Origin of the sequence: Roseovarius tolerans, from assembly GCF_028885395.1 — a bacterium.
Classification (GTDB): Bacteria; Pseudomonadota; Alphaproteobacteria; order Rhodobacterales; family Rhodobacteraceae; genus Roseovarius; species Roseovarius tolerans.
Genome location: NZ_CP118494.1, coordinates 3186491 through 3208363, shown reverse-complemented (window position 1 = coordinate 3208363; position 21873 = coordinate 3186491). Strand labels below are relative to the sequence as shown.

31 protein-coding genes and 3 pseudogenes are annotated in these 21873 nt (G+C 58.9%); 14 read left to right on the top strand and 20 right to left on the bottom strand.

The genetic code is table 11. The features are described 5' to 3' along the window. The first annotated feature begins 351 nt into the window (after positions 1-351). Positions 352-702, top strand: a complete 351-nt coding sequence (locus PVU19_RS15940) for a MarR family winged helix-turn-helix transcriptional regulator (protein ID WP_050664258.1) — start codon at positions 352-354, stop codon at positions 700-702. 505 nt (positions 703-1207) lie between these two features. On the opposite strand, the gene PVU19_RS15935 is transcribed toward PVU19_RS15940, so the two are convergent. Further along, positions 1208-2398, bottom strand: coding sequence for a DMT family transporter (locus PVU19_RS15935; RefSeq protein WP_274789815.1), 1191 nt, complete (start codon positions 2396-2398; stop codon positions 1208-1210). A 59-nt stretch (positions 2399-2457) separates the two neighbouring features. Here PVU19_RS15935 and PVU19_RS15930 point away from each other — a divergent pair, with 59 nt between their 5' ends. Together PVU19_RS15930 and PVU19_RS19410 are read left to right on the top strand one after the other, a co-directional pair. Then, positions 2458-2742: a hypothetical protein gene (locus PVU19_RS15930; protein WP_274789814.1), complete on the top strand. Its 285-nt coding sequence runs from the start codon at positions 2458-2460 to the stop codon at positions 2740-2742. Next, on the top strand, positions 2681-2818 hold the full coding sequence (locus tag PVU19_RS19410) for a VOC family protein (RefSeq protein ID WP_420833273.1): 138 nt from the start codon (positions 2681-2683) through the stop codon (positions 2816-2818). The genes PVU19_RS15930 and PVU19_RS19410 overlap by 62 nt, the downstream gene beginning before the upstream one ends. A gap of 23 nt (positions 2819-2841) precedes the next feature. Here PVU19_RS19410 and PVU19_RS15925 read toward each other — a convergent pair whose 3' ends face one another. Continuing rightward, entirely contained in the window at positions 2842-3192 is a 351-nt protein-coding gene (locus PVU19_RS15925; protein WP_050664510.1) for a winged helix-turn-helix transcriptional regulator, read from the bottom strand. A gap of 124 nt (positions 3193-3316) precedes the next feature. Here PVU19_RS15925 and gstA point away from each other — a divergent pair, with 124 nt between their 5' ends. The 6 genes from gstA to PVU19_RS15895 all read left to right on the top strand — a co-directional run bounded on the left by gstA (position 3317) and on the right by PVU19_RS15895 (position 6300). Beyond that, a complete protein-coding gene (gene gstA / locus PVU19_RS15920) occupies positions 3317-3940 on the top strand; it encodes a glutathione transferase GstA (RefSeq protein WP_050664509.1) in 624 nt (207 codons plus the stop codon). Then, positions 3937-4311, top strand: a complete 375-nt coding sequence (locus tag PVU19_RS15915) for a nuclear transport factor 2 family protein (protein WP_050664508.1) — start codon at positions 3937-3939, stop codon at positions 4309-4311. The genes gstA and PVU19_RS15915 overlap by 4 nt, the downstream gene beginning before the upstream one ends. 11 nt (positions 4312-4322) lie before the next feature. Continuing rightward, complete coding sequence (locus PVU19_RS15910) at positions 4323-4529, top strand: tautomerase family protein (protein WP_050664507.1); 207 nt, start codon at positions 4323-4325, stop codon at positions 4527-4529. Between the two features lie 5 nt (positions 4530-4534). Next, positions 4535-5512 carry an NAD(P)H-dependent flavin oxidoreductase gene (locus PVU19_RS15905; protein WP_050664506.1) on the top strand — a complete coding sequence of 326 codons (978 nt, stop codon included), beginning with the start codon at positions 4535-4537 and terminating at the stop codon, positions 5510-5512. Between the two features lie 4 nt (positions 5513-5516). Beyond that, positions 5517-5921 carry a GFA family protein gene (locus tag PVU19_RS15900; RefSeq protein WP_050664505.1) on the top strand — a complete coding sequence of 135 codons (405 nt, stop codon included), beginning with the start codon at positions 5517-5519 and terminating at the stop codon, positions 5919-5921. A 202-nt stretch (positions 5922-6123) separates the two neighbouring features. Further along, positions 6124-6300: a hypothetical protein gene (locus tag PVU19_RS15895; RefSeq protein ID WP_160316406.1), complete on the top strand. Its 177-nt coding sequence runs from the start codon at positions 6124-6126 to the stop codon at positions 6298-6300. A 14-nt stretch (positions 6301-6314) separates the two neighbouring features. Here the strand turns inward: PVU19_RS15895 and PVU19_RS15890 are convergent, their stop codons facing one another. Next, on the bottom strand, positions 6315-6725 hold the full coding sequence (locus PVU19_RS15890; protein WP_082238074.1) for a thermonuclease family protein: 411 nt from the start codon (positions 6723-6725) through the stop codon (positions 6315-6317). 314 nt (positions 6726-7039) lie between these two features. Next, positions 7040-7588, bottom strand: coding sequence for a DUF6512 family protein (locus PVU19_RS15885; protein WP_050664435.1), 549 nt, complete (start codon positions 7586-7588; stop codon positions 7040-7042). A gap of 172 nt (positions 7589-7760) precedes the next feature. Here PVU19_RS15885 and PVU19_RS15880 point away from each other — a divergent pair, with 172 nt between their 5' ends. From PVU19_RS15880 to PVU19_RS15870, 3 genes are all read left to right on the top strand, one after another. Next, the gene (locus PVU19_RS15880) at positions 7761-8162 is read left to right on the top strand and encodes a helix-turn-helix domain-containing protein (protein WP_050664434.1); all 402 of its coding nucleotides are present in this window, start codon (positions 7761-7763) and stop codon (positions 8160-8162) included. Between the two features lie 5 nt (positions 8163-8167). Beyond that, a complete protein-coding gene (locus PVU19_RS15875; RefSeq protein WP_162838268.1) occupies positions 8168-8308 on the top strand; it encodes a hypothetical protein in 141 nt (46 codons plus the stop codon). A 402-nt stretch (positions 8309-8710) separates the two neighbouring features. After that, complete coding sequence (locus PVU19_RS15870; protein WP_274789813.1) at positions 8711-9211, top strand: DMT family transporter; 501 nt, start codon at positions 8711-8713, stop codon at positions 9209-9211. Here PVU19_RS15870 and PVU19_RS15865 read toward each other — a convergent pair. Beyond that, positions 9156-9860 carry an IS6 family transposase gene (locus PVU19_RS15865; protein WP_082238045.1) on the bottom strand — a complete coding sequence of 235 codons (705 nt, stop codon included), beginning with the start codon at positions 9858-9860 and terminating at the stop codon, positions 9156-9158. The two genes, PVU19_RS15870 and PVU19_RS15865, sit on opposite strands and share 56 nt — an antisense overlap. Positions 9861-10132: 272 nt before the next feature. On the opposite strand from PVU19_RS15865, the gene PVU19_RS15860 reads away from it, so the two are divergent. Beyond that, on the top strand, positions 10133-12073 hold the full coding sequence (locus tag PVU19_RS15860) for an autotransporter outer membrane beta-barrel domain-containing protein (protein ID WP_082238043.1): 1941 nt from the start codon (positions 10133-10135) through the stop codon (positions 12071-12073). Positions 12074-12261: 188 nt separating this feature from the next. Here PVU19_RS15860 and PVU19_RS15855 read toward each other — a convergent pair. The 4 genes and pseudogenes from PVU19_RS15855 to PVU19_RS15840 all read right to left on the bottom strand — a co-directional run. Then, positions 12262-12546: pseudogene (locus PVU19_RS15855) on the bottom strand (DDE-type integrase/transposase/recombinase); the annotation flags it as partial. 279 nt (positions 12547-12825) lie between these two features. Further along, positions 12826-13022, bottom strand: a pseudogene (locus PVU19_RS15850) (IS6 family transposase); the annotation flags it as partial. A gap of 150 nt (positions 13023-13172) precedes the next feature. Further along, on the bottom strand, positions 13173-14162 hold the full coding sequence (locus PVU19_RS15845; RefSeq protein WP_050664382.1) for a response regulator: 990 nt from the start codon (positions 14160-14162) through the stop codon (positions 13173-13175). A 206-nt stretch (positions 14163-14368) separates the two neighbouring features. After that, positions 14369-14960 (bottom strand): annotated as a pseudogene (locus PVU19_RS15840) (IS6 family transposase); the annotation flags it as partial. Between PVU19_RS15840 and PVU19_RS15835 the strand changes: the two are divergent. Then, positions 14942-15223, top strand: a complete 282-nt coding sequence (locus PVU19_RS15835; protein ID WP_152911716.1) for a hypothetical protein — start codon at positions 14942-14944, stop codon at positions 15221-15223. The pseudogene PVU19_RS15840 and the gene PVU19_RS15835 sit on opposite strands and share 19 nt — an antisense overlap. An 89-nt stretch (positions 15224-15312) precedes the next feature. On the opposite strand, the gene PVU19_RS15830 is transcribed toward PVU19_RS15835, so the two are convergent. From PVU19_RS15830 to PVU19_RS15780, 11 genes are all read right to left on the bottom strand, one after another. Further along, positions 15313-15456, bottom strand: a complete 144-nt coding sequence (locus PVU19_RS15830; RefSeq protein WP_160316396.1) for a hypothetical protein — start codon at positions 15454-15456, stop codon at positions 15313-15315. Between the two features lie 139 nt (positions 15457-15595). After that, positions 15596-17074 (bottom strand): phage terminase large subunit, encoded by a 1479-nt coding sequence (terL, locus tag PVU19_RS15825; protein ID WP_050664381.1) that lies wholly within the window; start codon positions 17072-17074, stop codon positions 15596-15598. Continuing rightward, a complete protein-coding gene (locus PVU19_RS15820; protein WP_050664380.1) occupies positions 17071-17514 on the bottom strand; it encodes a DUF5681 domain-containing protein in 444 nt (147 codons plus the stop codon). The genes terL and PVU19_RS15820 overlap by 4 nt, the downstream gene beginning before the upstream one ends. Next, a complete protein-coding gene (locus PVU19_RS15815) occupies positions 17501-18361 on the bottom strand; it encodes a DNA-methyltransferase (RefSeq protein WP_274789812.1) in 861 nt (286 codons plus the stop codon). Before PVU19_RS15815 ends, PVU19_RS15820 begins: the two co-directional genes overlap by 14 nt. After that, on the bottom strand, positions 18358-18705 hold the full coding sequence (locus PVU19_RS15810) for a hypothetical protein (protein ID WP_200901895.1): 348 nt from the start codon (positions 18703-18705) through the stop codon (positions 18358-18360). Before PVU19_RS15810 ends, PVU19_RS15815 begins: the two co-directional genes overlap by 4 nt. Before the next feature lie 5 nt (positions 18706-18710). Further along, positions 18711-19559: an ATP-binding protein gene (locus PVU19_RS15805; protein WP_050664378.1), complete on the bottom strand. Its 849-nt coding sequence runs from the start codon at positions 19557-19559 to the stop codon at positions 18711-18713. Continuing rightward, positions 19556-20044 (bottom strand): hypothetical protein, encoded by a 489-nt coding sequence (locus PVU19_RS15800; protein WP_050664377.1) that lies wholly within the window; start codon positions 20042-20044, stop codon positions 19556-19558. Before PVU19_RS15800 ends, PVU19_RS15805 begins: the two co-directional genes overlap by 4 nt. A gap of 43 nt (positions 20045-20087) precedes the next feature. Then, a complete protein-coding gene (locus PVU19_RS15795; RefSeq protein WP_200812556.1) occupies positions 20088-20438 on the bottom strand; it encodes a hypothetical protein in 351 nt (116 codons plus the stop codon). 18 nt (positions 20439-20456) lie between these two features. After that, positions 20457-20717 (bottom strand): hypothetical protein, encoded by a 261-nt coding sequence (locus PVU19_RS15790; protein ID WP_183073547.1) that lies wholly within the window; start codon positions 20715-20717, stop codon positions 20457-20459. An 84-nt stretch (positions 20718-20801) separates the two neighbouring features. Further along, positions 20802-21524: an RNA polymerase sigma factor gene (locus PVU19_RS15785; protein ID WP_121096490.1), complete on the bottom strand. Its 723-nt coding sequence runs from the start codon at positions 21522-21524 to the stop codon at positions 20802-20804. A 99-nt stretch (positions 21525-21623) separates the two neighbouring features. After that, the gene (locus PVU19_RS15780; RefSeq protein WP_121096489.1) at positions 21624-21869 is read right to left on the bottom strand and encodes a hypothetical protein; all 246 of its coding nucleotides are present in this window, start codon (positions 21867-21869) and stop codon (positions 21624-21626) included. Positions 21870-21873: the final 4 nt, after the last annotated feature.

The window sequence follows — 21873 nt, the reverse complement described above, 5'->3', positions numbered from 1 at the left end:
GCATGCAGCGAAAATGTATCTGGGTTGTCTGGAGATCGGCAGTCAGGAGACTGTCGTCGAATACGATCAGCACGCAATCTGGCGGGATCGGCAAATCGAGCGCCCGAGTGACGGCGAAACCACCGTCTACCTTGAGAAATTTGTGCTAATACACACAAAAAGTGGCGGCGCGATAACCGGACTGCAAATTCACCCATGTGGGACAAGACAGTCACCTATCTCTTGATCATCGTTTTGGTCACCTGCGCGGGCACCGTTGCAAGCGAAGCAGCGCGAAAATCCGTGGAGACACCGAACAAATTCTTAGGCTACTGATGCTGGGGGTTATCCTCCCGCCAACGGACGAAAACCATGAACCCAACCTTACAGTCATCCGACCGCAAGCAGTTCCGCGCGATCTTTCAAGTCATGCAGGCACTGCGTGAGTTGGATGCAGACATGCCCATGAACCAAGCCGTCTGCTTCGCTTGGATTGCCCTAAACGAGGGGCGCACCCAAGTGGAGCTTCGGCAAGACCTCGACATGGCTTCGTCTACCTCGTCACGCAACCTCGCGGCCCTCTCGAAGGTCCACCGCCTAGGCAAGCCGGGTCTGGACATGATCGAGTGGGTCGAGAACCCCAAAGATCGCCGCGCCAAGCTGCTCTACCTGAGCAACGAGGGCAAGCACCTCGTAAGCAAAATGCTGGCCCGCTTCGGCTGACCGGCTCCCGTTTCACCCAATACCTCCCCTGAAAGGACTATCCCATGAAAGCAACTGAAACCATCGCCCGCATCCACAACATTCGCGCCGCCGTGGTGTGCGCCCCACCCTCTTCGAGGCTGCCGAGTATGCCCGAAAAAGCTTCTGGGGAACGATGGACCGGCAGGCGCTGAACGGTGCAGTCCACGAGCTGCGCCGTGTCGACGTGCTGATCGTCGAGGCCGGGGAGCGTGCACATCAAGACCCAGAAGCCAGAATAACTCGACGACTAACATGTGTGACCCGAAACTCCGACAGAATCTCCAGACTGATCTCCGTGGTCGCCGCCTAGGAATGGCTTGATGCCCAAGTATAGACGACAGCCAAAGTGCACGGGATTCGACGAAGTCCTAGATTTTTTCGTCGATCGCGATGGGGATGTATTCTGGCGTCGGCATTGCCCCGTGGCGAAAGCTCCCATAGCGTGAGGCGACCAGATCAATCTCGCGACGGTTGCTGAGTGGGGCTATCGCAGGCGTGCTTTTGTCGGAAAGGCAAGTCTGCCAGTGGCCTGTTGGTCGGCAGGTGCGCAGACTGATCGAAGGATCAACTTAACTCGGTTTAGCCACAGGTTACAGTGCGGCAGCCTGACGACAGGGTCGCAGCGTTCACGGCCCCCAGCGATGCAGACATGACCTGCGATTGCGGTTTCCAGCCCTGTTCGCTGCCGCGAGAACAGACCATTGCCGATCGCAATCGCCAGCACGATCAGCGCAGCGCCCGGTATCAGGCCCGGCCCCGCAGTTTCTCCCAGGAGCACCATCGCAATCAGGATCGCAGCGAGCGGCGAGAAGGATGTGGCGAGCGAAAGCTCAGAGGCGCGTGCGTGTTTCAGTGCCATGTTCCAGGCCAACTGGCCAAGCACGATGACCACGCCTGCATAGAGCCAGATCCACTGCCACAGCAGCGGTGAAAGAATGTCGCGGAACACCTGCGGGCCGTAGAGCGCCGACATGAGCACGAAATAGATCGCCGCGCCCACGACGGTGCGATAGATCGAGAAGATCCCGAGCGGGATATCGCGCAGGCTCACTCGGGTCACCAGCGTCGAGGCGACGTAGGACAGTGTTGCCGCCACGGTGGCCCATTCGCCGGTGCCAAGCGCGGCGACCCCGCCACCGTCGCGCGATCCGATCATCACAACGGCACCGGTCAGGGCGATCAACCCGGCCGTCATGGTGCGACGGCAGACCCGCTCATTCAGCACCAGCCATGCGGCCAAGAGAAACAGCGGCGGCTCGATCCGCGAGACCAGAACCACATTGGTCACGCTGGTATGGGCCAGCGCGTAGAAGAACAGCCCCGGCGTCAGCGCCGACGACAGAAAGGCCGAGAGCGTCAGCATACGCCAGTCGCGGCGGGTCAGTCGCGCGATGTTGGCACGGGTCCAGTCGCGCCAGAACAGAAAAACCATCGGGATGACCGAGAGAAGCGAGCCCAGCAACAGCAGGTTCATGTAGGTTATGGCGTTGCGCCCCTGGTCGACTGGGTTGGCCTCGCCGATATCGACCAGCAGTGCCACGATGGAATTCGACGCCGCATAGATGAGCACTGCGGTCCAGGCACAGATCAAACCCCAACTCGCCATCGGCAGGCGGCGGATGGCCAGACAGATGTCTGTTGTTATGGGCCGTCTAAGGCTTATTGCGTTCTGCATCGTTGCTCCTCAGGCCCGGGATTTCGGGCAGGGTCACAACGAAGCACGCAGGACGGACGATGAAAGTTTCAGACTGGCCCCTGGATGCCGTCATCACACCGCGTCTGGATGGTATGAATCCGGAACCTGATTTCCGTGGAATTCGCGCTTGCTTCGGTAAGGGTGCAATCAGCAAAACGACACATAATCAAAACTTGGCGCAGACGTCGAACCGTGGCCTTGTGGATGCATACGGGCATACCGCGTTGGAAGTCCCAAGACATCCAGCAGGTGCGCAATCACCTGTCAGAAGTCGGCATCAATATCGTCAGGACTCTAGGCCCAATGAAGATGGCACCGGATGAAACCGCAGAGCGTGAGATCATTGCGTTTATAGAAGATCCAGACGGCTACAGGATCGAACGGATCCAAACCCCATAGGTCTTGGGCCTAAATTCAGGACCTTACGCTTCGTCGCGCATCTTTAGACGGTGGCCAACCTCAACAATCGCCTGAAGGGCTGGCACAAGTTCACCGCCGAGCTCGGTCAGGGCATATTCGACGGATGGGGGCGAGGTCGGTTGCACGTTACGAGACAGCACGCCGCGCTGCTCCAGCTCGGTCAACCGAGCAGACAGCACCTTGGCCGATATTGGCGGAATGTCGGTGCGCAACTCGTTAAAGCGGCGCGGGCCAGCACGCAGCGACCAAATCACATTGGCGGCCCACGCGCCGGAAATCACTGCCATGCAATGCGTGAGCATGCAGGGCTGCGGCGGATCGGGGCTTTGGTTCTTGCGGACTTTGAGGGGCATTGTTGGGTGACCAGGTTTCCTTAAGGTAACTCGATAGTTGGGTATCTAGAAGAAATCACGTTGTCAACGGTTAGTCGATACGTCATCTCTGGCCCATCAACCCAATCAACTGGAGCTATGACAGATGAAACTTTACTACAAACCCGGTGCTTGCTCGATGGCATCCCACATCATCCTGAACGAACTTGGCCTCTCGTTCGACCTCGACAAAACAGACACCGACGCCAACACGACCGAAGCAGGCGCCGATTTCCTCAGGATCAGCCCGAACGGCTATGTTCCGGCACTTGAAACTGATGACGGCGATATCATCACCGAAAACCCCGCTGTGCTTCAGTACCTGGCGGATCAGTCACCCGATGCTGGCCTTGCACCCCCGAACGGCACATTGGCGCGCACACGGCTTCAGGAAATGCTCAATTTCATATCGTCAGAACTGCACAAGTCCTTTGGGCCGTTTTTCTCTGGCGGCGAGATGGATGATGCGCGGCGCAAGAAAGCCGACGCTGGTGTCCAACGCCGGGTCGCTCATATCGAGCGAAGCCTCGCAGATGGACGTGATTTTCTCATGGGTGACACCTTCAGCGTTGCGGACGCCTATGCCTTCGTTGTGCTCAATTGGGCAGGTTTTGTCGGAGTGAGCCTTGATGCGCATCCGAACACCCAAAGCTACGTCGCACGTATCGCGGCACGTACCACCTCGATCAAAGCGATGATTGCCGAGGGTCTGATGGAGCAGGCCACATGACTGCATTTGCCGCGGTAACAGACGTGTTAGAGACCTATTTCGACGGTCTCTATCACGCCGATACGGGCAGACTGGGAAATGCGTTTCACCCAAAAGCGATCTATGCAACGGCGGATGAAACGCCTCTGCTTTATCGCATGATGGATGAATATTTCCCAGTGGTGGCAAAGCGCGTGTCCCCTGCCTCGCGCGATGAACCTCGGCGTGATGTGATCGACTCAATCGAGTTTGCAGGTGAAAACACCGCCTTTGCCCGTGTGCGGTGCTCCATCGGCACCAAGGACTTCGTCGACTTCCTGACCCTTGTGCGAACCGATGGCGCGTGGCGGATCATCGCCAAAATTTTCCAAATCACTGAACGCGAGAGCTGAAAGGACCCGATATGCCCTATGTCAACATCAAGGTGACGCGCGAAGGCGTCACCCCTGATCAGAAGGCCGAGTTGATCAGCGGTGTAACCGACTTACTGGTCCGCGTTCTCGACAAATCCCCGGCAACAACCTTTGTCGTCATCGACGAAGTGGCGCTTGAGGATTGGGGAATTGGCGGCCTGCCGGTTCAACACTATCGCCGCGAAGCGGCGGGCTGACCGACATGTCTATGCGCACACCTCTGTGTGAACTGTTGGGTATCGAGCATCCCGTTCTATTGGCACCGATGGCAGGTGTCAGCGGTGGGGCGCTTGCGGCGGCGGTGAGCAATGCAGGTGGCTTGGGCCTGATCGGCGGCGGTTATGGCGACGCCGATTGGCTCATGCGCGAATTCAACGCAGCGGGCGATGCACGGATCGGGGTAGGCTTTATCACTTGGTCGCTGGCCAGACAGCCCCAATTGCTCGACCTTGCCCTTGAGCGAAACCCTGCCGCGCTCATGCTCTCGTTCGGTGATTTCAAACCGTTTCTCCATCAAATCAGAGAGGCACAAACAAAGTCGATCGTTCAGGTGCAGACCCTCGAACAAGCGCGTGAAGCTGTGGACGCTGGCGTTGATGCCATCGTAGCGCAGGGCACAGAGGCGGGCGGGCACGGCGGCACCAGAGCGACGTTGCCCTTTGTCCCGGCGGTTGTCGATATCGCGCAAGGGATACCGGTCATCGCGGCGGGCGGCATCGCTGACGGGCGTGGCCTGGCTGCGGCTCTGGCGCTCGGGGGCTCGGGTGTCTTGTGTGGAACCGCCTTCTTTGCCAGCAATGAATCGCTCGCCAGTGACCATGCCAAACAAGCCGCTCTGAGCGGTTCAGGCGACGATACCGAACGAAGTTCGGTGTTCGACCTGGCACGTGGGCTCAACTGGCCTTCAGAATGGAACCTGCGCACGATGCGCAATTCGTTCACGCGGCAGTGGAGTGGAGACATTGCCGGCTTGCGCGAAAACCTTGCAGTGGAGCAGACCCGCTTCAACACCGCTTCGGCGGCGGGTGACATGGATGTAGCCGCCGTTATCGTCGGCGAGGCCGCTGACCTCATTCGGACCAAAGAAACCGCGCAGGCCATTGTGCACGGAATGATTTCGCAGGCGGAGGATCGTTTGCGATTCCTCGCCCGGTATGCTGACCCCATTAAAGGGACATGAGAAAATGCAGAAGCTGAAAGGAAGCTGCCTTTGCGGCTCGGTATCCTTCGAGGTCGTCAACGCCTTCGACAAGATGTTCTTGTGCAGCTGCGAGCAATGCAGACAGATCACCGGTTCGGCTTTCGCATCAAATCTGTTCATAGCCAGTGATCGGTTCAATTGGCTGTCTGGCGGCGATGCGATTGTCACCTACCAGATGCCCGGGCGGGACATCTCCAAGTCGTTCTGCCAAGTTTGCGGTTCCGGCGTTCCTTGGGCAAGCGGCGACGGATCAAAAATGATCGTTCCGGCGGGGTCTTTGCACGCAGAGCCCAAGGTGGCTGAAAAGTTCAGGACGTTCGTCTCTGAACAACCATCGTGGTCCTCAGGTCTTGATCAGGTCGAGGCGCATCAGGGGTTTCCACCCTAGGGCAGTGTCCTTCTGTGTTGCGTTCGACTGGGAAAGCATTCCGTCTTGGTCGTATCGCCTTCCATTACGACATGAACCGCAGTTGGTCAGACCGCTTGCATCCTGAAAAGGCGAAGTTTGATGCGTGAATTTTGTTGCAATGGTCGTTACGACACGCAATCATAGATAGAGCAGTAATCAACAATAACATGTGAGAGGCAGCATGTTCGCGACTTTGATTTTAAATGCTTACCAACAAGTTCAAGGTTTGATTGTCGAGACCTATCAGGATGGCCAAGTCGCCATATCTGTAGGCGACAAAGTCTTCAAAGGCTGGCCGGTTTCCAGCCCCCGAAGCGCGGCTCTGTATGACAGAAAGCCGGAGCTGGGGCACGCCTGACTATTGGGAGTGGCTTATCGGCAGTATCCGTGTTGCGGCAGGCGGCGGCTCTCCTGCGTTTCAAACTGTCGATACTTTCCACCGGAATAACGAGGGCAGTCTCGCGCCTGCCCCGCCTGAATGGCAAGCGCGCCGATATCCGCACCTGAAGACGTGTAGCAAGTGCCGACCCAGCGGTCATAAGTCTTGTCTCCAGTCAGCCAGCACTTCACCGGCTCACGCAGGATCAGCTTCTGCATCCAGCGCTTTGCGGCCTGTCCTCCGCGCTCATCGAGTTCCGGGCCATCAACGCCATTGAGCCTCACCGGCAGGTTACTGACTTCGATCGTGTCAACATCGCGGACGTGAGCGACTCGCCCGTCGACCCATTGACCAGCCATGGCGCTAAGCCCTGAAACGGTCAGAGCAACAACAAGAAAGATCATGGATCGCAAAGTTATCGAAGCGGTCATTCGCCCGGGTTCCTGTTGTGTCAACGTATGCCTCAAATTCGCTTTCACCGAGCCTTTCGGAATTGGCGAAGCATTACCTACGACTGCTAATGCCCGTTGGGCGGTAACTCAACTATGACTTTTATCGGAATCAAGGATTCAACAGTCTGTTTCGATTTATGAATCTACTTGCGGTGGTACTGAGCGTGGAGCGCATCAGCAATCTCTATCACGAAGGCTTGTCGCCTGAGCCGCCCACGGCTGTCACTGGCGCGGTTTAGGCGGCACAACTCGGCGCGGCATAGGCTTCAAGGCACAGGAATACCCCGCAATCCGCTGCTTGCCTCAATAAAGAGCCAGTGATTCGGCGGAATGTAGGTGAAGAGGCCATAAGCTATTATCTGCAGGCCCAGGAGTCCAAGACCAGCGCGTATGAAAGCGCGACGCTGAAATACGCCGCCGATCAGCAAAAAACCAGACAGAGCCTGTCCAATCACGATGGCAAAAACGAATGTGCCGATGTCTAGCGCGAGGAGGTTGTGGCCCAGGATTGTTACATAGGTTGTAAAGACCGCGACGATCAGAACCGCCGTGAGAAGCAATCCAGGCGCCTTAGCCGCCAGCACTTCACGTCGGCGCAGCCCGGCTGGGAGTGGTGCAGCGCCGACCCAGAACAGCCCCGGCCAGAAGGCGAGCTTCAGATGCTCCCAGATCGACTCATTGACCGCAGCGATCAGTGCAAGAGGCGGCCATCCCCCCGCAAGCTCGAACAGGAAATGCATCGCCGAACCGACCGCTACCATGAAGGCCGCGCCACCGAGCTCGAAAATGAGAATGCTGCGGGTCCGGCTGCTCATGTCCCGGCTTCTAGTGCAAATCTAGCAAATTGTGGAACCAAAGATCGAAACGACCCGAAAACTCCGCAGTATGATGCTTTCGTTTTTCTCATCCTGCCACGCATCCCCAAGCAACTGCTTTCTATAAAGTAAGCAAGCAGCGCGTGCTGCGTCACTAATGAGAGAAACAGAGATGACCAAGAAACCGCATCAGGACACACGGCTCGCAAAATACGTCGAACGCCGTATCCTGGAACTGAAGTCGCGCAAGACGCAGGCCGAAATCGCCGCACAGGCAGGGTTCGTGAATCCGAACATGATCACGATGATCAAACAGGGAAAGTCCAAGGCAGCCCTTGATCGCATCCCGGCACTTGCACGCGCCTTGGAGTGTGATCCGGCCTATCTGATGCGTCTCTCCCTGGAGCAATCGGTCGGGCGGACGGCGGCGGCTGCGGTGATCGAGATATTCGGGTCTCCGGTGACCGCAAACGAGCTGAGCTGGATCGAAGCGATCCGTGCCGCCTCCGGCAACAGCGATCCGCGCCTGACCAGCCGCGCGCAGGCAGCGATCAACGCAATCTTCGGGAGGTGAGCGAGATGAAACACATGGAAGGGCTCACCGTGAATGAGCGCGACTGGCTCGTTTTCCTGCGGATGATCAGCCTGGATCGCGATCCGGCGCCGACCTTGCGGCGCGTGCAGTTGTTGCGGCGTATCTGTGAGGCAAGGAGGGCGTAGGAACGAGAAGTGCACAGCGCCCGTGACGAGTAGCTCGACAGCCGAGACACACCAATTACCGTGCCAGCCCTCCCGATGTAATAGTCGCGGTCGGCCCTTATCTGACGTGCGATAACAGCGTGACGAAAGGCTGCTTTGCGACTTTCTCTTATCCACGGTGTTCTCTCATCGAGGCCGATGATGCCCATTCATGGCTGTTGCTCTGGCCACGGCCTGCAATTACACGACGCGGCGGATTTGCTTGGACGGCCCTTGACTAGAGGATGTCCAAACTACTATCTGCGGCCTGTGCGTAATGCGATGGCGTCGCTTGCAGATATGCATTTATCCTAAACCTGAAGCTATGTCCTGAACGCCCGGACATCACTCGCCCGAAGCCCATTCGGGCCGATTTCTTTTGGAGTGATGACCATGACCTTTGTCCTGACCGTGCCGCGGCGCCCTTCTGTCCCTGAGAACAGCTCGGCAATCGGCATGATTTGCATGGCGGTCGCAATGCTGCTTTTGCCCGTGGGGGATACATTCGCCAAGATTCTGACGGGGCATATGTCCGCTATCGAGGTGACCACTGTCCGGCTGCTGGCCCAGGGCCTGTGCCTTACCCCGATCGCTCTCTTGATGCGCAACCGTCTGCGCGGCCCAATGTTCTCGCCGATCGTCGCTCTTTCCGGTGGGCTTGTTATGGTGACCCTGACCAGCCTGATCTGGGCATTCTCGGTTATGCCGATCGCCACGGCCATCGCGATCTTCTTCGCCGAGCCGCTGATCTTGACGGCGCTCGTAGGTCCATTGCTGGTGCTGCCAGACAAATTCGAACTCGTCTCAGGAAGGGCAGGGTCGCTGCCCTTTACGCCGTGCAGAGATTGCGCCACTCGGCAAGAGCGGCGGCGCGGTGCCGTTTAAAATTTGATCTTGAGTAGAGGCTTCGCTCCGAGTTGAACAGATTGTAGACTGAGGCGTGGATGGCGGCGAATTTCTGCAAACTTCGCACTCGTCTGAACCGCAACATCGCTCGCTCACGCCTTCGGAACGGCAGGTGCGAATTCTCGGCTCGATTGTTCAACCAACGCCCCGTTTCCTGTCGATCGGCATTGCCGATTTCCTTCATCGCAGCGCCGTACGAGCGCAGCCGGTCCGTGACAATGACGTCTGGTCGACCATGCTTGCGCATTGCTTTCTTTAGGAATTTCAGCGCGGCTTTCTTGTCGCGCTTCTTTGTTACGAAGCTTTCCAGAACTTCGCCTTCGTGATCAACGGCTCGCCACAGATAATGTCTCTCACCGTTGATTTTCACGAACATCTCATCCAGGTGCCAGCGCCAGCGGCTGGATTTCAATCCGGCCACACGGCGCTTTTTGATCTCGGCTGCGAACAGTGGACCGAGCCGATGCCACCAAAATCTCACAGCTTCATGGCTTACATCTATGCCGCGCTCATGCAGCAGATCCTCGACGTTCCGTAATGAAAGCGGAAACCTGACATACAGCATGACTGCCAGGCGGATGATCTCGCGGCTGGTTTTGAAGTACTTGAACGGGTCGCGTTTTGTCATCCGGGGAGAGTAGGGGGCAGCTTGCAAGGGCTCAAGCCAAGTTCGTCTGACAAGACCCCTCTGACAATGCCCTCGGCTTTATCTACGGACCAACGCCGAGTGTGACCAAAATGTGGCAACCAGTTCTGTAAACTTTTGTCAGTCTAAGACTGAGTTGACCGCCCGACCAGCAAACTCTTAGTAACGATAACTAGCGAGACTTCCCCGGGGGACCTTTCGAGGTGGGGCGGTTGCTCGCCGAGATAAACACTTTCTATTCGGGGGACACTTCCATGACACCATTGCGCAGCGCGCTTCTTCTCGCTACCAGTTTCAGCGCGTTATTCACGCATGGTGCCTCAGCTCAGGCCGTAATCGACAACGGCGCAGTTCAGCTCGGCATCAATCCGGCAGGCAATCTAGTCACGGGGGGCATTGGCCTCACCTTCCTGAACACGACTGCCGCATCGGGCGAAGCTCTGGCGCCAGGCTGCGCCTGTGAAGGCTGGGGGGTCGCGGATTTGACCACTGGGGAGTTTGCCAAGGCCGGGCAGTCGTTCGGCTTTTCCAATATCGTCTCGTCCGGCCTGACCGTCACAGGGACAGGCACCGACGCGTCCTCTTCCGGCAACGCGGCCACCTCGGTGACGGGTATCGCCGATGGCGCGCTGTCGCTGCAACTGACTCACGATTTCGCGCCCTCGGCGTCCAGCAGTCTCTACGAGGTCGATGTAATAATCGAGAATACCGGTGCAGGGGGTGTCGGTGACCTCGTTTATCGCCGCGCGATGGACTGGGACGTGCCGGATACTGAGTTTAGTGAATTCGTGACCATCGGCGGCTGGCCCGCGGCCAATCTCATTGGGTCGAGCGACGACGGCTTTGCCGACGGCAACCCCAACGTCGCACTCACGACTATCGCGCCCGACGCCGTGCTTAACGGGAATTTCACCGATAGCGGCCCCGCGGATCACGGCTCGGTCTTCGATTTCGGCTTCGGCACACTCGCCGCGGGCGACACGACGGAATTCCAAATGTTCTATGGCGCGGCGGCCAGCGAAGCGGATGCCTTCGTGGCACTAGGCGAGGTCGGTGCCGAGGTATTCTCCCTCGGTCAACCGAGCTCTACCGACGGCGACACGCTGGGCACACCGCATACTTTCATCTTCGGCTTTGCCGGTGTTGGGGGCACGCCGATCGGGCCGGGCGGCGGCGGCGCTGCCACGACCCCACTGAACTTTGCCGGGCAGTTCGCTAACCTCGTTGTTGATCACCACCTCTATCGCAGCGCGCAACGGCTCGACCGGCTATCGTTGAGCAGGGCGTCTGCCACCGTATCGACAAAAGGTGACGACATCACGCCACTCGGCCTCAGTGGCATCACCATCCGACTTACCGGTAGCTATTTCGATGGCGAGTTCGACGCGACCACGAACAATGTGGGCCTCGACTATGACACAAACTATCTCGCCGTCTCAGTGGAGCGCGAATTCTCGGTCTCCGGGGGCACCTTCTCGCGCGGGATGGTTGGCTTTTCGTTTGGCTACGAGGATGTGGACGCCTCTCGTAAAGACGGGCTGGGATCGTTCGATCTCGATGGCATGTCCTACTCGATCTACGGTGGCGTCGCCGATCCGAACGGAGCCTTTGTGGACGGCGCACTGTTTTACAGCGATCTTGATTACGAGCAGCAGCGGATTGGCCTCACTAATGTCTTCAGCTCCTCGCCCGAGGGCGACTCGAAGGGTGGGCGCTTGCGCGGCGGCTACAATATCGACCTCGGCGATGCAGCAGGACCGGGCAGCGGCCCGCAGGTTAACCAGACCTTTGGCGTCTATGCCGAATGGACGTATCGCGACACCAGCATCGACAGCTACACCGAGAACAATGGCGGACTGACCACCACAGACTTTTCCGATAAAACCAACGAGGTCGGGGTTGGCGTGCGTTATGGGTTTGACGGGTTTGGCGCGTCGAGAAATGTCTTCGGAAATGTCGATGTCGCACTGTTATCTGATCTGTCGGGCGACGATTACAATGTGGCTCAGACCACGCTGGGCGGCACAGCCCTCACGAGCGTGGTAGATGGCAACGATGGCGTGACCTTGCGCAGCAGCGTCGAGGTTGGATTTACCGAAGTCAGTGGCTGGTCGGGCGCCGCGCGCTTGGGCAGCCGACTGAACGAAGATCACTCCGAAGTCGAGGTCGGCTTAGATATTACTCGTCGCTTCTAATACTCGGTTTACCCTGCTTTTCGGCCCGGTGCGCTCGCGCTCCGGGCCGTTCTCATATGCGAGACTACAGCTGGAAATCTAGGAATGGCTCGCACCAGACCTATGACGCCATCGCCGGATCCCAGCGTAGAAAGCGGAGGTGTCAGACCAATCCGAACTCGTCTCAGGAAGGGCAGGGCCGCTGCCCTTTACGCCGTGCAGAGATTGCGCCACTCGGCAAGAGCGAGGGCGCGGTTTCGCTTGAAATTTGATCTTGAGTAGAGGCTGCGCTCCGAGTTGAACAGATTGTATACCGAGGCGTGTACGGCGGCGAATTTCTGCAGACTTCGCAATCGCCGGAAGCGCTGCATCGCCCGCTCTCGCCTTCGGAAAGGCAGGTGCGAATTCTCGGCTCGATTGTTCAACCAACGCCCCGTTTCCTGTCGATCGGCATTGCCGATTTCCTTCATCGCAGCGCCGTACGAGCGCACCCGCACTCCGACACGGACGTGCCCGCCGCGGGTCGGCGTTGCCGCCCAGGCGCCGCGCGCACCGGCAGCCATCATCGCACCGGCCGCGGCCATCGACGACATCAACGTGCGTCGGTTCATCGCCGGTCCGGAATTCATCTTGAAAGTCATTTCCCCTGATCCTCCCAATCATTAGATGCCTTCACGTCGATTAACCGAGGGTCATAGTTAAATAAATTGACTATTTCTTACCATTTCGTTCAGAATTACTTTACAACACGTCGATCGGTCCTGTCATGTGTGGACGGCTCTCTGAGGCGAATTTCGGGCCAAATCTGTTCCACCAAAAGCGGACGGATTCATGGCTGACGTCTATGCCGCGTTCGTGGAGCAGGCTCGACGTTGCGCAGCGAGAGCGGAACACGCACGTACATCATGACCGCCAGGCGGATGATCTCAGGGCTGGTATTGAAGTACTTGAACGGGTGACGTTTTTCCATGGGGGCAGGGAAGGGCAGCGGATAACCGATCTCAACTCAGGTTGCTCTGACAAGGTCCTTGCAAGGGCTCCAGCCAAGTTCGTCTGACAAGACCGAGCCCGGCCTTCGGGTTGTTAAGTAGCCGCCGCATCTAAATACGCATCTGCGCCATCACGCTGACTTGCTGTACCAGAAATCTTCCAAGTTTCTTCCATAGCGTCGGCTTTCTCTTTCCGCGCTTTCGTGTGCCTGTGCGAGGGCATCAATCGCCCTGTCGCCGGATTTCCAAACTAGGCGAATTACATCGCCTGCCGACACGCTCACCTTCATTGGCCTGCCGTCGTTAAAACTTAATTCCATATGATGAATGATTAGGTTTACCCTGTCGGTCAGTTCGACCGGATCTGGAACCCAACCCTTTTTCAAAATGCATACAAAGGTCCCGTTCCCGGCATAGGCGGTCAGGAACTGATGGCCCTCCAAAGATGCCGCCAGCGCTTCAGATACGTCCGTCACAAGACACTCAAATTCAAACCCTGAGGTTGTCTCGAACAGATCCTGTATGCCACGAATGCTGAATGCTAAAATACTTGATCCGAAGAGTTCTCTCTTTGAGATCAAAGAGACATAGTTTTCAAGTGCCTGATAACCAATCACGCCATCCACATTCTTGATGCGAAACGGTTCATGCAAAGATGGCTTTACGTCGACGACGACGTTCAGTGCTTCAGTGCTCGGTTGCACGAGCCCCATGGTGTTGTTTTCAGTCAGTTTCTTGCGGGTAACAACCAGATTTTCCACCAATGCAAGGCGTCCGCGCAAGTCGTCGATCTCGAATGGCTTGGCAATGTAGTCATTTGCCCCGGCTAGAAAAGCACGGTCGATATAGGATTTATCGGCCATTGCAGTGAGCATCAGGATTGGGGTTTCTTGATACTCAGGGCAGTCCCGCAGGATCTGGCAGAGCTCGATCCCATCTGTACCGGGCATTTGAATATCTAACAGAATGCAGTCAAATGGCTTTGCAACCGACCGTGCAACCAGATCGAGCGCGTCGGTAGCGCATAACGCTGTTTCTATTGTGTTATCACCGACGGCATTCACAAATGCCTCAAGCAACTCAATAATACTTGGATCGTCATCGACCGCGAGAATATGCATCTGACTGCCTTTCTAAGATTCCTCCCCCGACAAACTCAATAGTTCCGTGATTGTATTTATCGTTCATGCAGCAACCTCAGTCTGATCTCCCTGAGATTGAAATAGAAGTAAATTGTGTCTACTTTAAGAAATTATGGAGAAATGATCGGTGCTGGCAGGCTAATTTGAGCCAGTCTCAGAATGGACAGTGGCGCTGTCCATTCTTCCGCGCCGAGACCTCGCCACTCCGCAAGGGCGGCGGCGCGGTTGAGTTTGAAGTCGGGTCGTGAGTGGAGGCTGCGTTCCGAGTTGAACAGGTTGTAAATCGAGGCGTGGACGGCGGCGAATTTCTGCAAACTTCGCATGCGCCGGAAGCGGGACATGGCGCGCTCTCTTCTTCGGAAAGGCAGGTATGAGTTCTCTGCGCGATTGTTTAACCAGCGACCCCGTGCGCTGCCGATCCGAGTTCCCGATTTCTTTCATTGCGGCGCCGTACGAGCGCAGGTTTTCAGTGACGACCTTTTCCGGCCGACCGTAGCGCTTCATCAACTTTCTTAGGAATTTCAATGCTGCTTTGCGATTACGGCGCTTGGTGACGAAGGCATCGAGCACCTCGCCTTCGTGATCGACGGCGCGCCACATGTAATGGGTCTTGCCGTTGATCTTCACAAAAACCTCGTCGAGATTTCATTGCCAGTTCGAGTAACAGCGCGATCGACCTTGGCGCGCCGTGGACACTCGCTCGTAAGCCACAAGTTTTTCGACAGCCGGTGTCATGGGACGCCCGAAACAGGTTGTCCATGTCGAGTGATGCAGATCTCGGGCTTTGTGACAGCAACAGAGTGTTTCCTTCGCAATTCCGTCAAGAAGTTGCCCAAGGAATCGCCCACAGCAGCCGTAGCAACGACCAAGGGAAGATTTCGGCGATGAGTGGAAAGCACAACAAGATCAACGCGTACGGCGCGGAGGTGGTCACCGGCCTTCCCTCGCCGAATACGTTGCAGAGCCGCAAGAAACGATCGCGCCTCACAATACTGGCCTTCAGCTGTATGCTGATCATCGGGCTCGTTGTCTTTGTCTGACAGAATTCCCACCATGTACAAGCCCGCGTAACGTTGGTTGCGCAGATGTATACATCCGACGGCACCGAATTGGAACTCAATCTCGTGATTCAAATACGGAAATCCAGCTCGTACCGGGTGATCCCATTGCCTTGGTCGTCCGAATCCCGATCGTCGGCCGGCCGATCCAGCGGCGTCTTCATCCGTTTTCCGTCCTTGTCCTCGTAGACCACGACAAACTCGATCTTGTCCACGGGCTCCGTCTCCGCCCCCACCGGCATGTCGATCCGAACCCGGAAGACGGTTATTGCAGCAGTGCCGGAAGTTGAGATCCGGAAGTAGGTTTCGCTCCGGCTTCTGCTTGCGATGTTTCAGTTGATATTCGGGTCTGGCCTATCTCCGCATGGACCTCCTTCGAGATCGATTTTGCCGCTCGACATTGATCGGGTGGTCGCGACCGAGCGCTCGAAAGAAGCCATTTGTCTTCGTCCAGTTCAGGAACTGGCTGAAACTGTCCACCTGGTCGTCGTTGCGACCCCGCGGAAAGCTCTGCAGCTCGCGTTTGAAAGGCTGGAGCCAGGGCGCCTCGCGTGGGAGGTAGACAATCCCCTCTTCGACAGGGGCGCAGGCTGCATTGAATCGGATTTCTTTGTCCACGGTCACGCTAATTGGAAAAATCAGCCGATAGTCGCTGTTCCGAAATTCCTGCAGCAGGGATTTACCACTGCCTGCATCCTCGACCAGGACCCGGTCCGCTTTCCACGTGTCGCAAAGCGCGAAGGCCTTGCGCTTGAGGTCGGGAAAATCGAGCTGGTCCCGAAACACATCCAGAAGGTGCCAGCTGCGATCGCGAAACCCCCAGGTGGTGCAGACGGAAAAGTCAGAGCGCGGGTCGGACGACATGCCGGTGTCCCAGCTCTGGACGACAAGCTGGTAGTCGGCGCGGTTTTCGGGCGCGTCGTAGACTTGGAAGCACTCCCACCGCAGGGGAGAGCCATCCGGAGCCACGGGGTTCTGCTGGTACTGGCAATTATACGCAGCCGACCCCATTTCCTTGCGCAGTCGCTCGAGGGTTTCGAGGCTCATGTTCTCGGGAAACAGGGCGTCGCCCATCTTGCGATGATGAACCAGGCCGGGGCCAATCGGGATCGCTTGATCTTCTTCTGCAATGGCCGGAAGGTTGAGGTGGCGATAGGTGCCCTTGTCGAGCAGGTAGCCGGGGGGATCAAGCTCATGCAGCCGCTGGGCAATCATCACGACCCGGCCTTCCGACGGCTTGTCGAAGCGCGACAGCAGCGTAGCTTCGATGAAGTCTTGAGCACGCTGGAGCTCGACGTCTGAGGCAGCATCCTGGGCTTTCAGCAGGTCGTCGATGATGATGTAGTCGGCCCCATGACCTGTCACGGCACCGCCAAGGGAGACGGCCTTGCGGCCGCCGCCCTGCGTGGTGCGGAATTCATCGACCGTGTTGCCTCTCCGCGATAGCCGGGTTTTGGGAAACGCCTGTTTATACCAGTCGGCCTCCATGACGCGGCGGCAGTCCTCGGAGTGCTTGCGGGCGAGGTCGAGCCCATAGCTAGCCACGATGATCTTGGCCTCCGGCTGATGGCCCAGCACATAAGCGACGAAGGCGACCGCGACGGTGATCGACTTCAGATGGCGTGGCGGAATGTTGATCACCAGCCGCTTGTTCTCGCCAGAGAGAAGGTTCTCGAGCTCAAAACACATCGCCTGAACATGCCAGGCGGGCACGAAACTGTCTTTGTGCCCCTGATGCAGTGTGGCAAAAGTCTTCCAGACAAAAGAAAACAGGTCTTTCCGGACAACTGCGCCCCAGGCCTTGCGATCAAGGGCAGGATCAAATCGAGTCATTTATCTCCACCCTCCTCATCAACCTTATCTTGTCCAGACGTGTCGAGCAGTTCGCTCCCGCGCATCTTTATGAAGTGGCGCAAGATAGCCTCATCGGTTGCATCAATCTCAGACGCGTCCGTCACCTCGTCGGCCGCCAGGGTGTCAGCTTCCGCAAGCGGAAGGAGCTTAATCAGGCGATCTAGCGCGCGTACGTCGCCTTCGAGGCCGGACTTAAGCAAGGTCCGAAACAAGGCCTCGACCATCGTGATTTGCTTGCGTCGGCCGTTTTCCACGATGGTGACCTTGCTAAAAAGCCGTTCTCTGAGAATGGTTGAGATGTTCTTCGAGCCTTTCGGACGGCCGTTGGGGTTGCCGGACTGGCCTTTCTGGAACTGGCTATGCTTGGGTGGTTTGCCATAACCCACGTCGTAGTCATGGTCATTGTCATTGGTCGTCATGACGCGCCTCCTCATCCTCAGGGGTCTGGACCTGTTCCCGATCGGCGAACGTTTCGCCGGAGCCGACAAGCGTGGCCGACCTGCCAGTCGCCTGCTGCCATCGGCGAATCGCGACATCGACATAGAGCGGATCGAGCTCGATGGCGCGGGCGATGCGCCCGACCTGCTCGGCGGCCAACAGCGTCGCGCCTGATCCACAAAACGGGTCAAGCACGATCTCGCCGCGATGGCTTACGTCGCGCACCGCGTCGGCCACCAGCGCCGTTGGCTTGACGGTCGGATGGTCCACCAGGTCCGCGTCGCGGCCCTTGCGGAACGTGTTGACGCCAGCATAGTCCCAGACATTGGTGCGGTAGCGGCCATGGCGGCCGAGCTCGACATTGTTCACGTGGCTGGCACCAGCCTTCTTGAACACACAGACCAGCTCATGCTTGGAGCGATAAAGGCTGCCCATCCCGCCATTGGTCTTGTTCCAGACGCACAGGTTCAAGAGCGACAGCCCCTCCGCCTTGCCGGCAAGGACCAGGTCCGCGACGTGCCGCCAATCCATGCAGATCATGCAGATACCACCCTCCATGACCATGGCGGCGGTTTCGCGGATGAACCCGCACAGGAACGCCTGGAACTGAGCATCAGACATCTCGCCCACGCCCATCGCGAAATCCCGGTGCCCGCTGGCCTCACCCATGCGGACGTGCCCGTTGATCGGCACGTTGTAGGGCGGGTCGGTGAAGACCATGCGGGCGCGCGCATCGCCCATGAGAGTCCGGTAGGCCGTTGCTTCGAGCGCATTCCCGCACATCAGGCGGTGATGTCCCAACTCCCAGACCTCACCGGGACGCGTCACCGCGATGGCCTGAGCCCAAGCGCGCTGTCGATCATGGCCCGGAACTGGCTCTTGGAGATTTTCCAGCCGATCGACTGGCCCTGCTCGTCGAGCTTGCCGCCCTGCACGGTGAAGTTCTGCCAGAACTTACGCCGGGCAAACCGGCCCTCGGCCACGGTGAACTCGGCATCCACCATCAGCACATCGCTGCCCGGCTGGTTCGAGGGTTTCAGCAGCCCGCGATCCACCTCGCTCATCCCGTCCGTGCCGCCCTTGCGGATGGACATGGTCACCTTGGCGAAGGTGCCGTCCGGGATCAGGTCGCCGGATTGCTGCGGTGCGACGTCGTTCATGTCGAAGGTCATGGGGATTATCCTTTCGGGGTTTGGTTGATCTTGGTGAGAAGCGCGCCGAGATCGGCGGGTTCGGTCAGGTCGAGACGGCCCGAGCGATCCTTGGCGGGCAGGCCCCAGGGGTTGGCGGACTGGCAGACGAGGCGGCGCGCGGTGCCCTTGTCGGGATCATGACGCCAGCTGCGCGCGCCCTCCGCGCCCTCTTCCTGCGTGAAGAGGTCGAGCGTCATGACCTGATCGACGATGCCCGGCAGTTCGCGCGCGGCCTTGCCGCCTTCCATCTGCGGCTGGAACGTCACCCTGTTCATGTCGTCGACGACCTTCTCGAGGATGCCGACGAAGATGACGGTGCGCCCCGGCGCATGCTGAAGATGCTTCAGCAGGCCGATGACCTCGCGCGCCAGAAGCCCGTAGGCGCCGCGTGTGTCGGGTTTCCCGGTGCGGTCCGACAGCGCCTCGGGTCGGGTCTTGGCCCATGCCATCGCCTGGCGCGTCAGATCGGTGATGCTGTCGACGAAGACGATGCGCTTGGTGTCGAGCCGCGCGGCTAGCTCGGGATGCAGCCCGCGCAGGTGCGCATGATGGGCCTCGGAGAAATGCTCTTCCGGTTGGGCCGCCGGGTTTGCGCCACCGATCAGGCAGGCGATATCGACCGCATCGGCAAAGCGACGGATCGAGATGCTGTCGCCTTTCCAGCCCTGCACCGATTTGAGACCCGCTTCAAAGTCGAGGCAGACGGTTTGCTCCTCGGGCATGGTGGTCAGGAGGGTCGTCTTGCCACCCCCGCTCGGGCCAAAGATCGCCATGGTGGTCTTGCCCTGCGCCTCGCGCAGGCGCTCATCGGCGGTGAGAATGCGCAGGCTCATTGATCGCCTCCCTGAGAGAGAAGCTCGACCTTGAGCGTGCCGGTGCGCACGGTCCGCGCGGGCTCGAAGCCTTTCCGGATCGCGTCGGGCCAGGCCGCGTATTTGCGCTCCGGCACCTTGATGGCGATGTCGACATATTGTGCGGGGTCGTCACCGGCATCGCGAATGCGCGCGACCATCGCGGCGAGCTTGTCCTGATCCCAATCGACCCGCTTGGGCAGGTCAGCCACGATGGTGAAATCACCGTCATCGAAGCGCGTCGTGCCCGTGTCCTTGCCTGCGGCCTGCCGTTCCTCAGCAGCGCGATCGGCGTAGCGCACCGCGAGACCGGCATCGAGCCGGGCCTTGGCGGCCTTGTCGCGTTTGAGCCGCGCATCGATCTCGTGCTGCAGGATGGCCAGCAGTTCGACCGGCAAGGCCGCGATCTCGGCCGCGCTGAGCGCCTGGAGATCATCCGGCGTGGGGGTGTTTTCTGAAAACGGCATATTTGTGCCTCCTTGGTTTGCGTGTTGGGTCCGGAAGGGAGGGTCACGCCGCCTGCGCGTCGAGCAGCAGCGCGGACAGCGATGCGGTGGCGGCCTTCGGCCTGGGGCGGGCGACGGCGATGTAGGCGAACCGATCTGTGTCGATGCGCTCCTGCACCAGGTGCACGAGGCCCTGTTCGGCGGCCCAGAAGGCGCGGCTTCCCAGCTTGGCCAGTTCGACGCGCTGCGCATCCGGCAGGTGCGAGATCGCCGGAAAGGTATCGAGCACCAGAAAGCCGCGATGGTATTCCAGCCGGTCGCCGGGAACGGCCTGCGCCACCCATGCGCAGAACTCGATCTCGGACAGCGGTCGACTGGCGCGAACCGTGATGAAGGGTGTGGTTCCCATGAACATTATCTCCTCCTTTTCCCTCTACTCAGGCCGCCGCGACATCGTCCCAAGCGGGACCGAGACCGCTTCGGTGTCTTGGTTTGAGGCGTTGTGCTGGTCGTCCGGCTGGCCCGCTTCGGCGTCGGCGTAGACCGCCACGAGAGGCGTCCCGTCCTGATGGGAACCGGCATTTTCGATGCGGTAGGCACGCTGGTTCTTCAGGATTTCCGGCAACTCCCAGCGGCGGTAGAGGCCGGGGATGCGCTTGAGGTCTGCGGACAAGAGGTCGGCTTTGCTGATCATGCTGGTCGACTTTCGGTTTGAGTGGGGCGCGCGGTGGCGTCTGAATGGGAAAAGCCACCGCGCTGCAGGGATCGGGACATCCGGTCAGCGAAATTCTTGCAGGACGTCGCGCAGACGCCGGGTCGCCCGCTGATATCGTTTGCGCGTCGCCGCCTCGGACAGCCCCATCTCGGATGCGACCTCGGCCTGGGAGAAACCGTCGATGGCCACACGGATCACCAGATCCGCATCCGTGCCGATGATGCGGACCAGATCGCCGTGGAGCAGTCCGGGGCTGGCAGTGGCCTGTGACACTCCCCCGTCAATCGGGATATCGTCGGGATCGATATCGCTGCGCAGGCTCTGCTGCCTGTCCTCACGCTGACGCGTTCTGATCAGGTCCCGCTCGATGTTCCGCAGGATGGTTGCTGCGATCCAATTGACGCGCTGCAGATCCAGACTCCGAATGGCCTCGGAAGCTCGTGCAAGGATTTCGGATGCAACTTCGTCGCCGGTGCCGATCCTGCGCCAGATCGATCTGCGCCGAACGGCATCCAGCCCCGGCCAAAGCGCCAGAAGCATCAGCGTCAGGACACAATCGGAGGCCGCGCCGCCGGACTGTGCGGCCCCGACCAGTGCAGCCAGCAACCGGTTTTTCTCGTCCGGCGCACGGCCACCGACGTGCAGCGTGTCCAGCAAAGCGGCGGGATCAGCGAAATGCGCGAGCAGTTCGCTGCTGTGCCGCAGAGCATCGAAGGTGTTTTGAAAGCCGAGAGTTGATGAAGAAAACATGAGGTGATCACGGATCTCGTGCCACGCGATAGACATTGGACGCCTGCCTTGCGGCCAGGCGTCCAGCGCCTTTTTGTGGCCAGGTCAGGACGTCGTGCGTCTCTGCGATTTCAGGGAAATGGTGAGATGCGCGCCTTAGCGCGCGGGTGATGTCGCCTGGTTCAGCGTTCCGCAGCCGCGGCAGGTGGCCACGACCGGAAAGCCCACGAAATACTCGTGCCCCCGCGCGAAACGCAGATGCATGCGGCCGTCCCGGCAGACGCCGAGCAGCTTGTTACAGCGCGTGCAGCGCCATTCCGGGCTCAAAGGGGTGGGTTTTGATTTTGCGCCACCGGTCCAGCTGATCTGGGCTGGCTGGCGGGAAGTGTCGGGAGTCGGCATGGAA

Bases quoted from the DNA above. Each gene is read 5' to 3' on its own strand.
- PVU19_RS15875 (WP_162838268.1), top strand. From the start codon at position 8,168: ATGAAACACATGGAAGGGCTCACCGTGAATGAGCGCGACTGGCTCGTT.
- PVU19_RS15810 (WP_200901895.1), bottom strand. From the start codon at position 18,705: ATGACCTTCGACATGAACGACGTCGCACCGCAGCAATCCGGCGACCTG.
- PVU19_RS15780 (WP_121096489.1), bottom strand. From the start codon at position 21,869: ATGCCGACTCCCGACACTTCCCGCCAGCCAGCCCAGATCAGCTGGACC.
- PVU19_RS15915 (WP_050664508.1), top strand. From the start codon at position 3,937: ATGACTGCATTTGCCGCGGTAACAGACGTGTTAGAGACCTATTTCGAC.
- PVU19_RS15885 (WP_050664435.1), bottom strand. From the start codon at position 7,588: ATGAGCAGCCGGACCCGCAGCATTCTCATTTTCGAGCTCGGTGGCGCG.
- PVU19_RS15925 (WP_050664510.1), bottom strand. From the start codon at position 3,192: ATGCCCCTCAAAGTCCGCAAGAACCAAAGCCCCGATCCGCCGCAGCCC.
- PVU19_RS15785 (WP_121096490.1), bottom strand. From the start codon at position 21,524: ATGTCTATCGCGTGGCACGAGATCCGTGATCACCTCATGTTTTCTTCA.
- PVU19_RS15890 (WP_082238074.1), bottom strand. From the start codon at position 6,725: ATGATCTTTCTTGTTGTTGCTCTGACCGTTTCAGGGCTTAGCGCCATG.
- PVU19_RS15845 (WP_050664382.1), bottom strand. From the start codon at position 14,162: ATGCATATTCTCGCGGTCGATGACGATCCAAGTATTATTGAGTTGCTT.
- PVU19_RS15910 (WP_050664507.1), top strand. From the start codon at position 4,323: ATGCCCTATGTCAACATCAAGGTGACGCGCGAAGGCGTCACCCCTGAT.
- PVU19_RS15790 (WP_183073547.1), bottom strand. From the start codon at position 20,717: ATGATCAGCAAAGCCGACCTCTTGTCCGCAGACCTCAAGCGCATCCCC.
- PVU19_RS15935 (WP_274789815.1), bottom strand. From the start codon at position 2,398: ATGCAGAACGCAATAAGCCTTAGACGGCCCATAACAACAGACATCTGT.
- PVU19_RS15835 (WP_152911716.1), top strand. From the start codon at position 14,942: ATGTCGAGTGATGCAGATCTCGGGCTTTGTGACAGCAACAGAGTGTTT.
- PVU19_RS15895 (WP_160316406.1), top strand. From the start codon at position 6,124: ATGTTCGCGACTTTGATTTTAAATGCTTACCAACAAGTTCAAGGTTTG.
- PVU19_RS15820 (WP_050664380.1), bottom strand. From the start codon at position 17,514: ATGACGACCAATGACAATGACCATGACTACGACGTGGGTTATGGCAAA.
- PVU19_RS15900 (WP_050664505.1), top strand. From the start codon at position 5,517: ATGCAGAAGCTGAAAGGAAGCTGCCTTTGCGGCTCGGTATCCTTCGAG.
- PVU19_RS15800 (WP_050664377.1), bottom strand. From the start codon at position 20,044: ATGCCGTTTTCAGAAAACACCCCCACGCCGGATGATCTCCAGGCGCTC.
- PVU19_RS15795 (WP_200812556.1), bottom strand. From the start codon at position 20,438: ATGTTCATGGGAACCACACCCTTCATCACGGTTCGCGCCAGTCGACCG.
- PVU19_RS15805 (WP_050664378.1), bottom strand. From the start codon at position 19,559: ATGAGCCTGCGCATTCTCACCGCCGATGAGCGCCTGCGCGAGGCGCAG.
- PVU19_RS15865 (WP_082238045.1), bottom strand. From the start codon at position 9,860: ATGACAAAACGCGACCCGTTCAAGTACTTCAAAACCAGCCGCGAGATC.
- PVU19_RS15860 (WP_082238043.1), top strand. From the start codon at position 10,133: ATGACACCATTGCGCAGCGCGCTTCTTCTCGCTACCAGTTTCAGCGCG.
- PVU19_RS15930 (WP_274789814.1), top strand. From the start codon at position 2,458: ATGAAAGTTTCAGACTGGCCCCTGGATGCCGTCATCACACCGCGTCTG.
- gstA (WP_050664509.1), top strand. From the start codon at position 3,317: ATGAAACTTTACTACAAACCCGGTGCTTGCTCGATGGCATCCCACATC.
- PVU19_RS15880 (WP_050664434.1), top strand. From the start codon at position 7,761: ATGACCAAGAAACCGCATCAGGACACACGGCTCGCAAAATACGTCGAA.
- PVU19_RS15905 (WP_050664506.1), top strand. From the start codon at position 4,535: ATGTCTATGCGCACACCTCTGTGTGAACTGTTGGGTATCGAGCATCCC.
- PVU19_RS15940 (WP_050664258.1), top strand. From the start codon at position 352: ATGAACCCAACCTTACAGTCATCCGACCGCAAGCAGTTCCGCGCGATC.
- terL (WP_050664381.1), bottom strand. From the start codon at position 17,074: ATGACTCGATTTGATCCTGCCCTTGATCGCAAGGCCTGGGGCGCAGTT.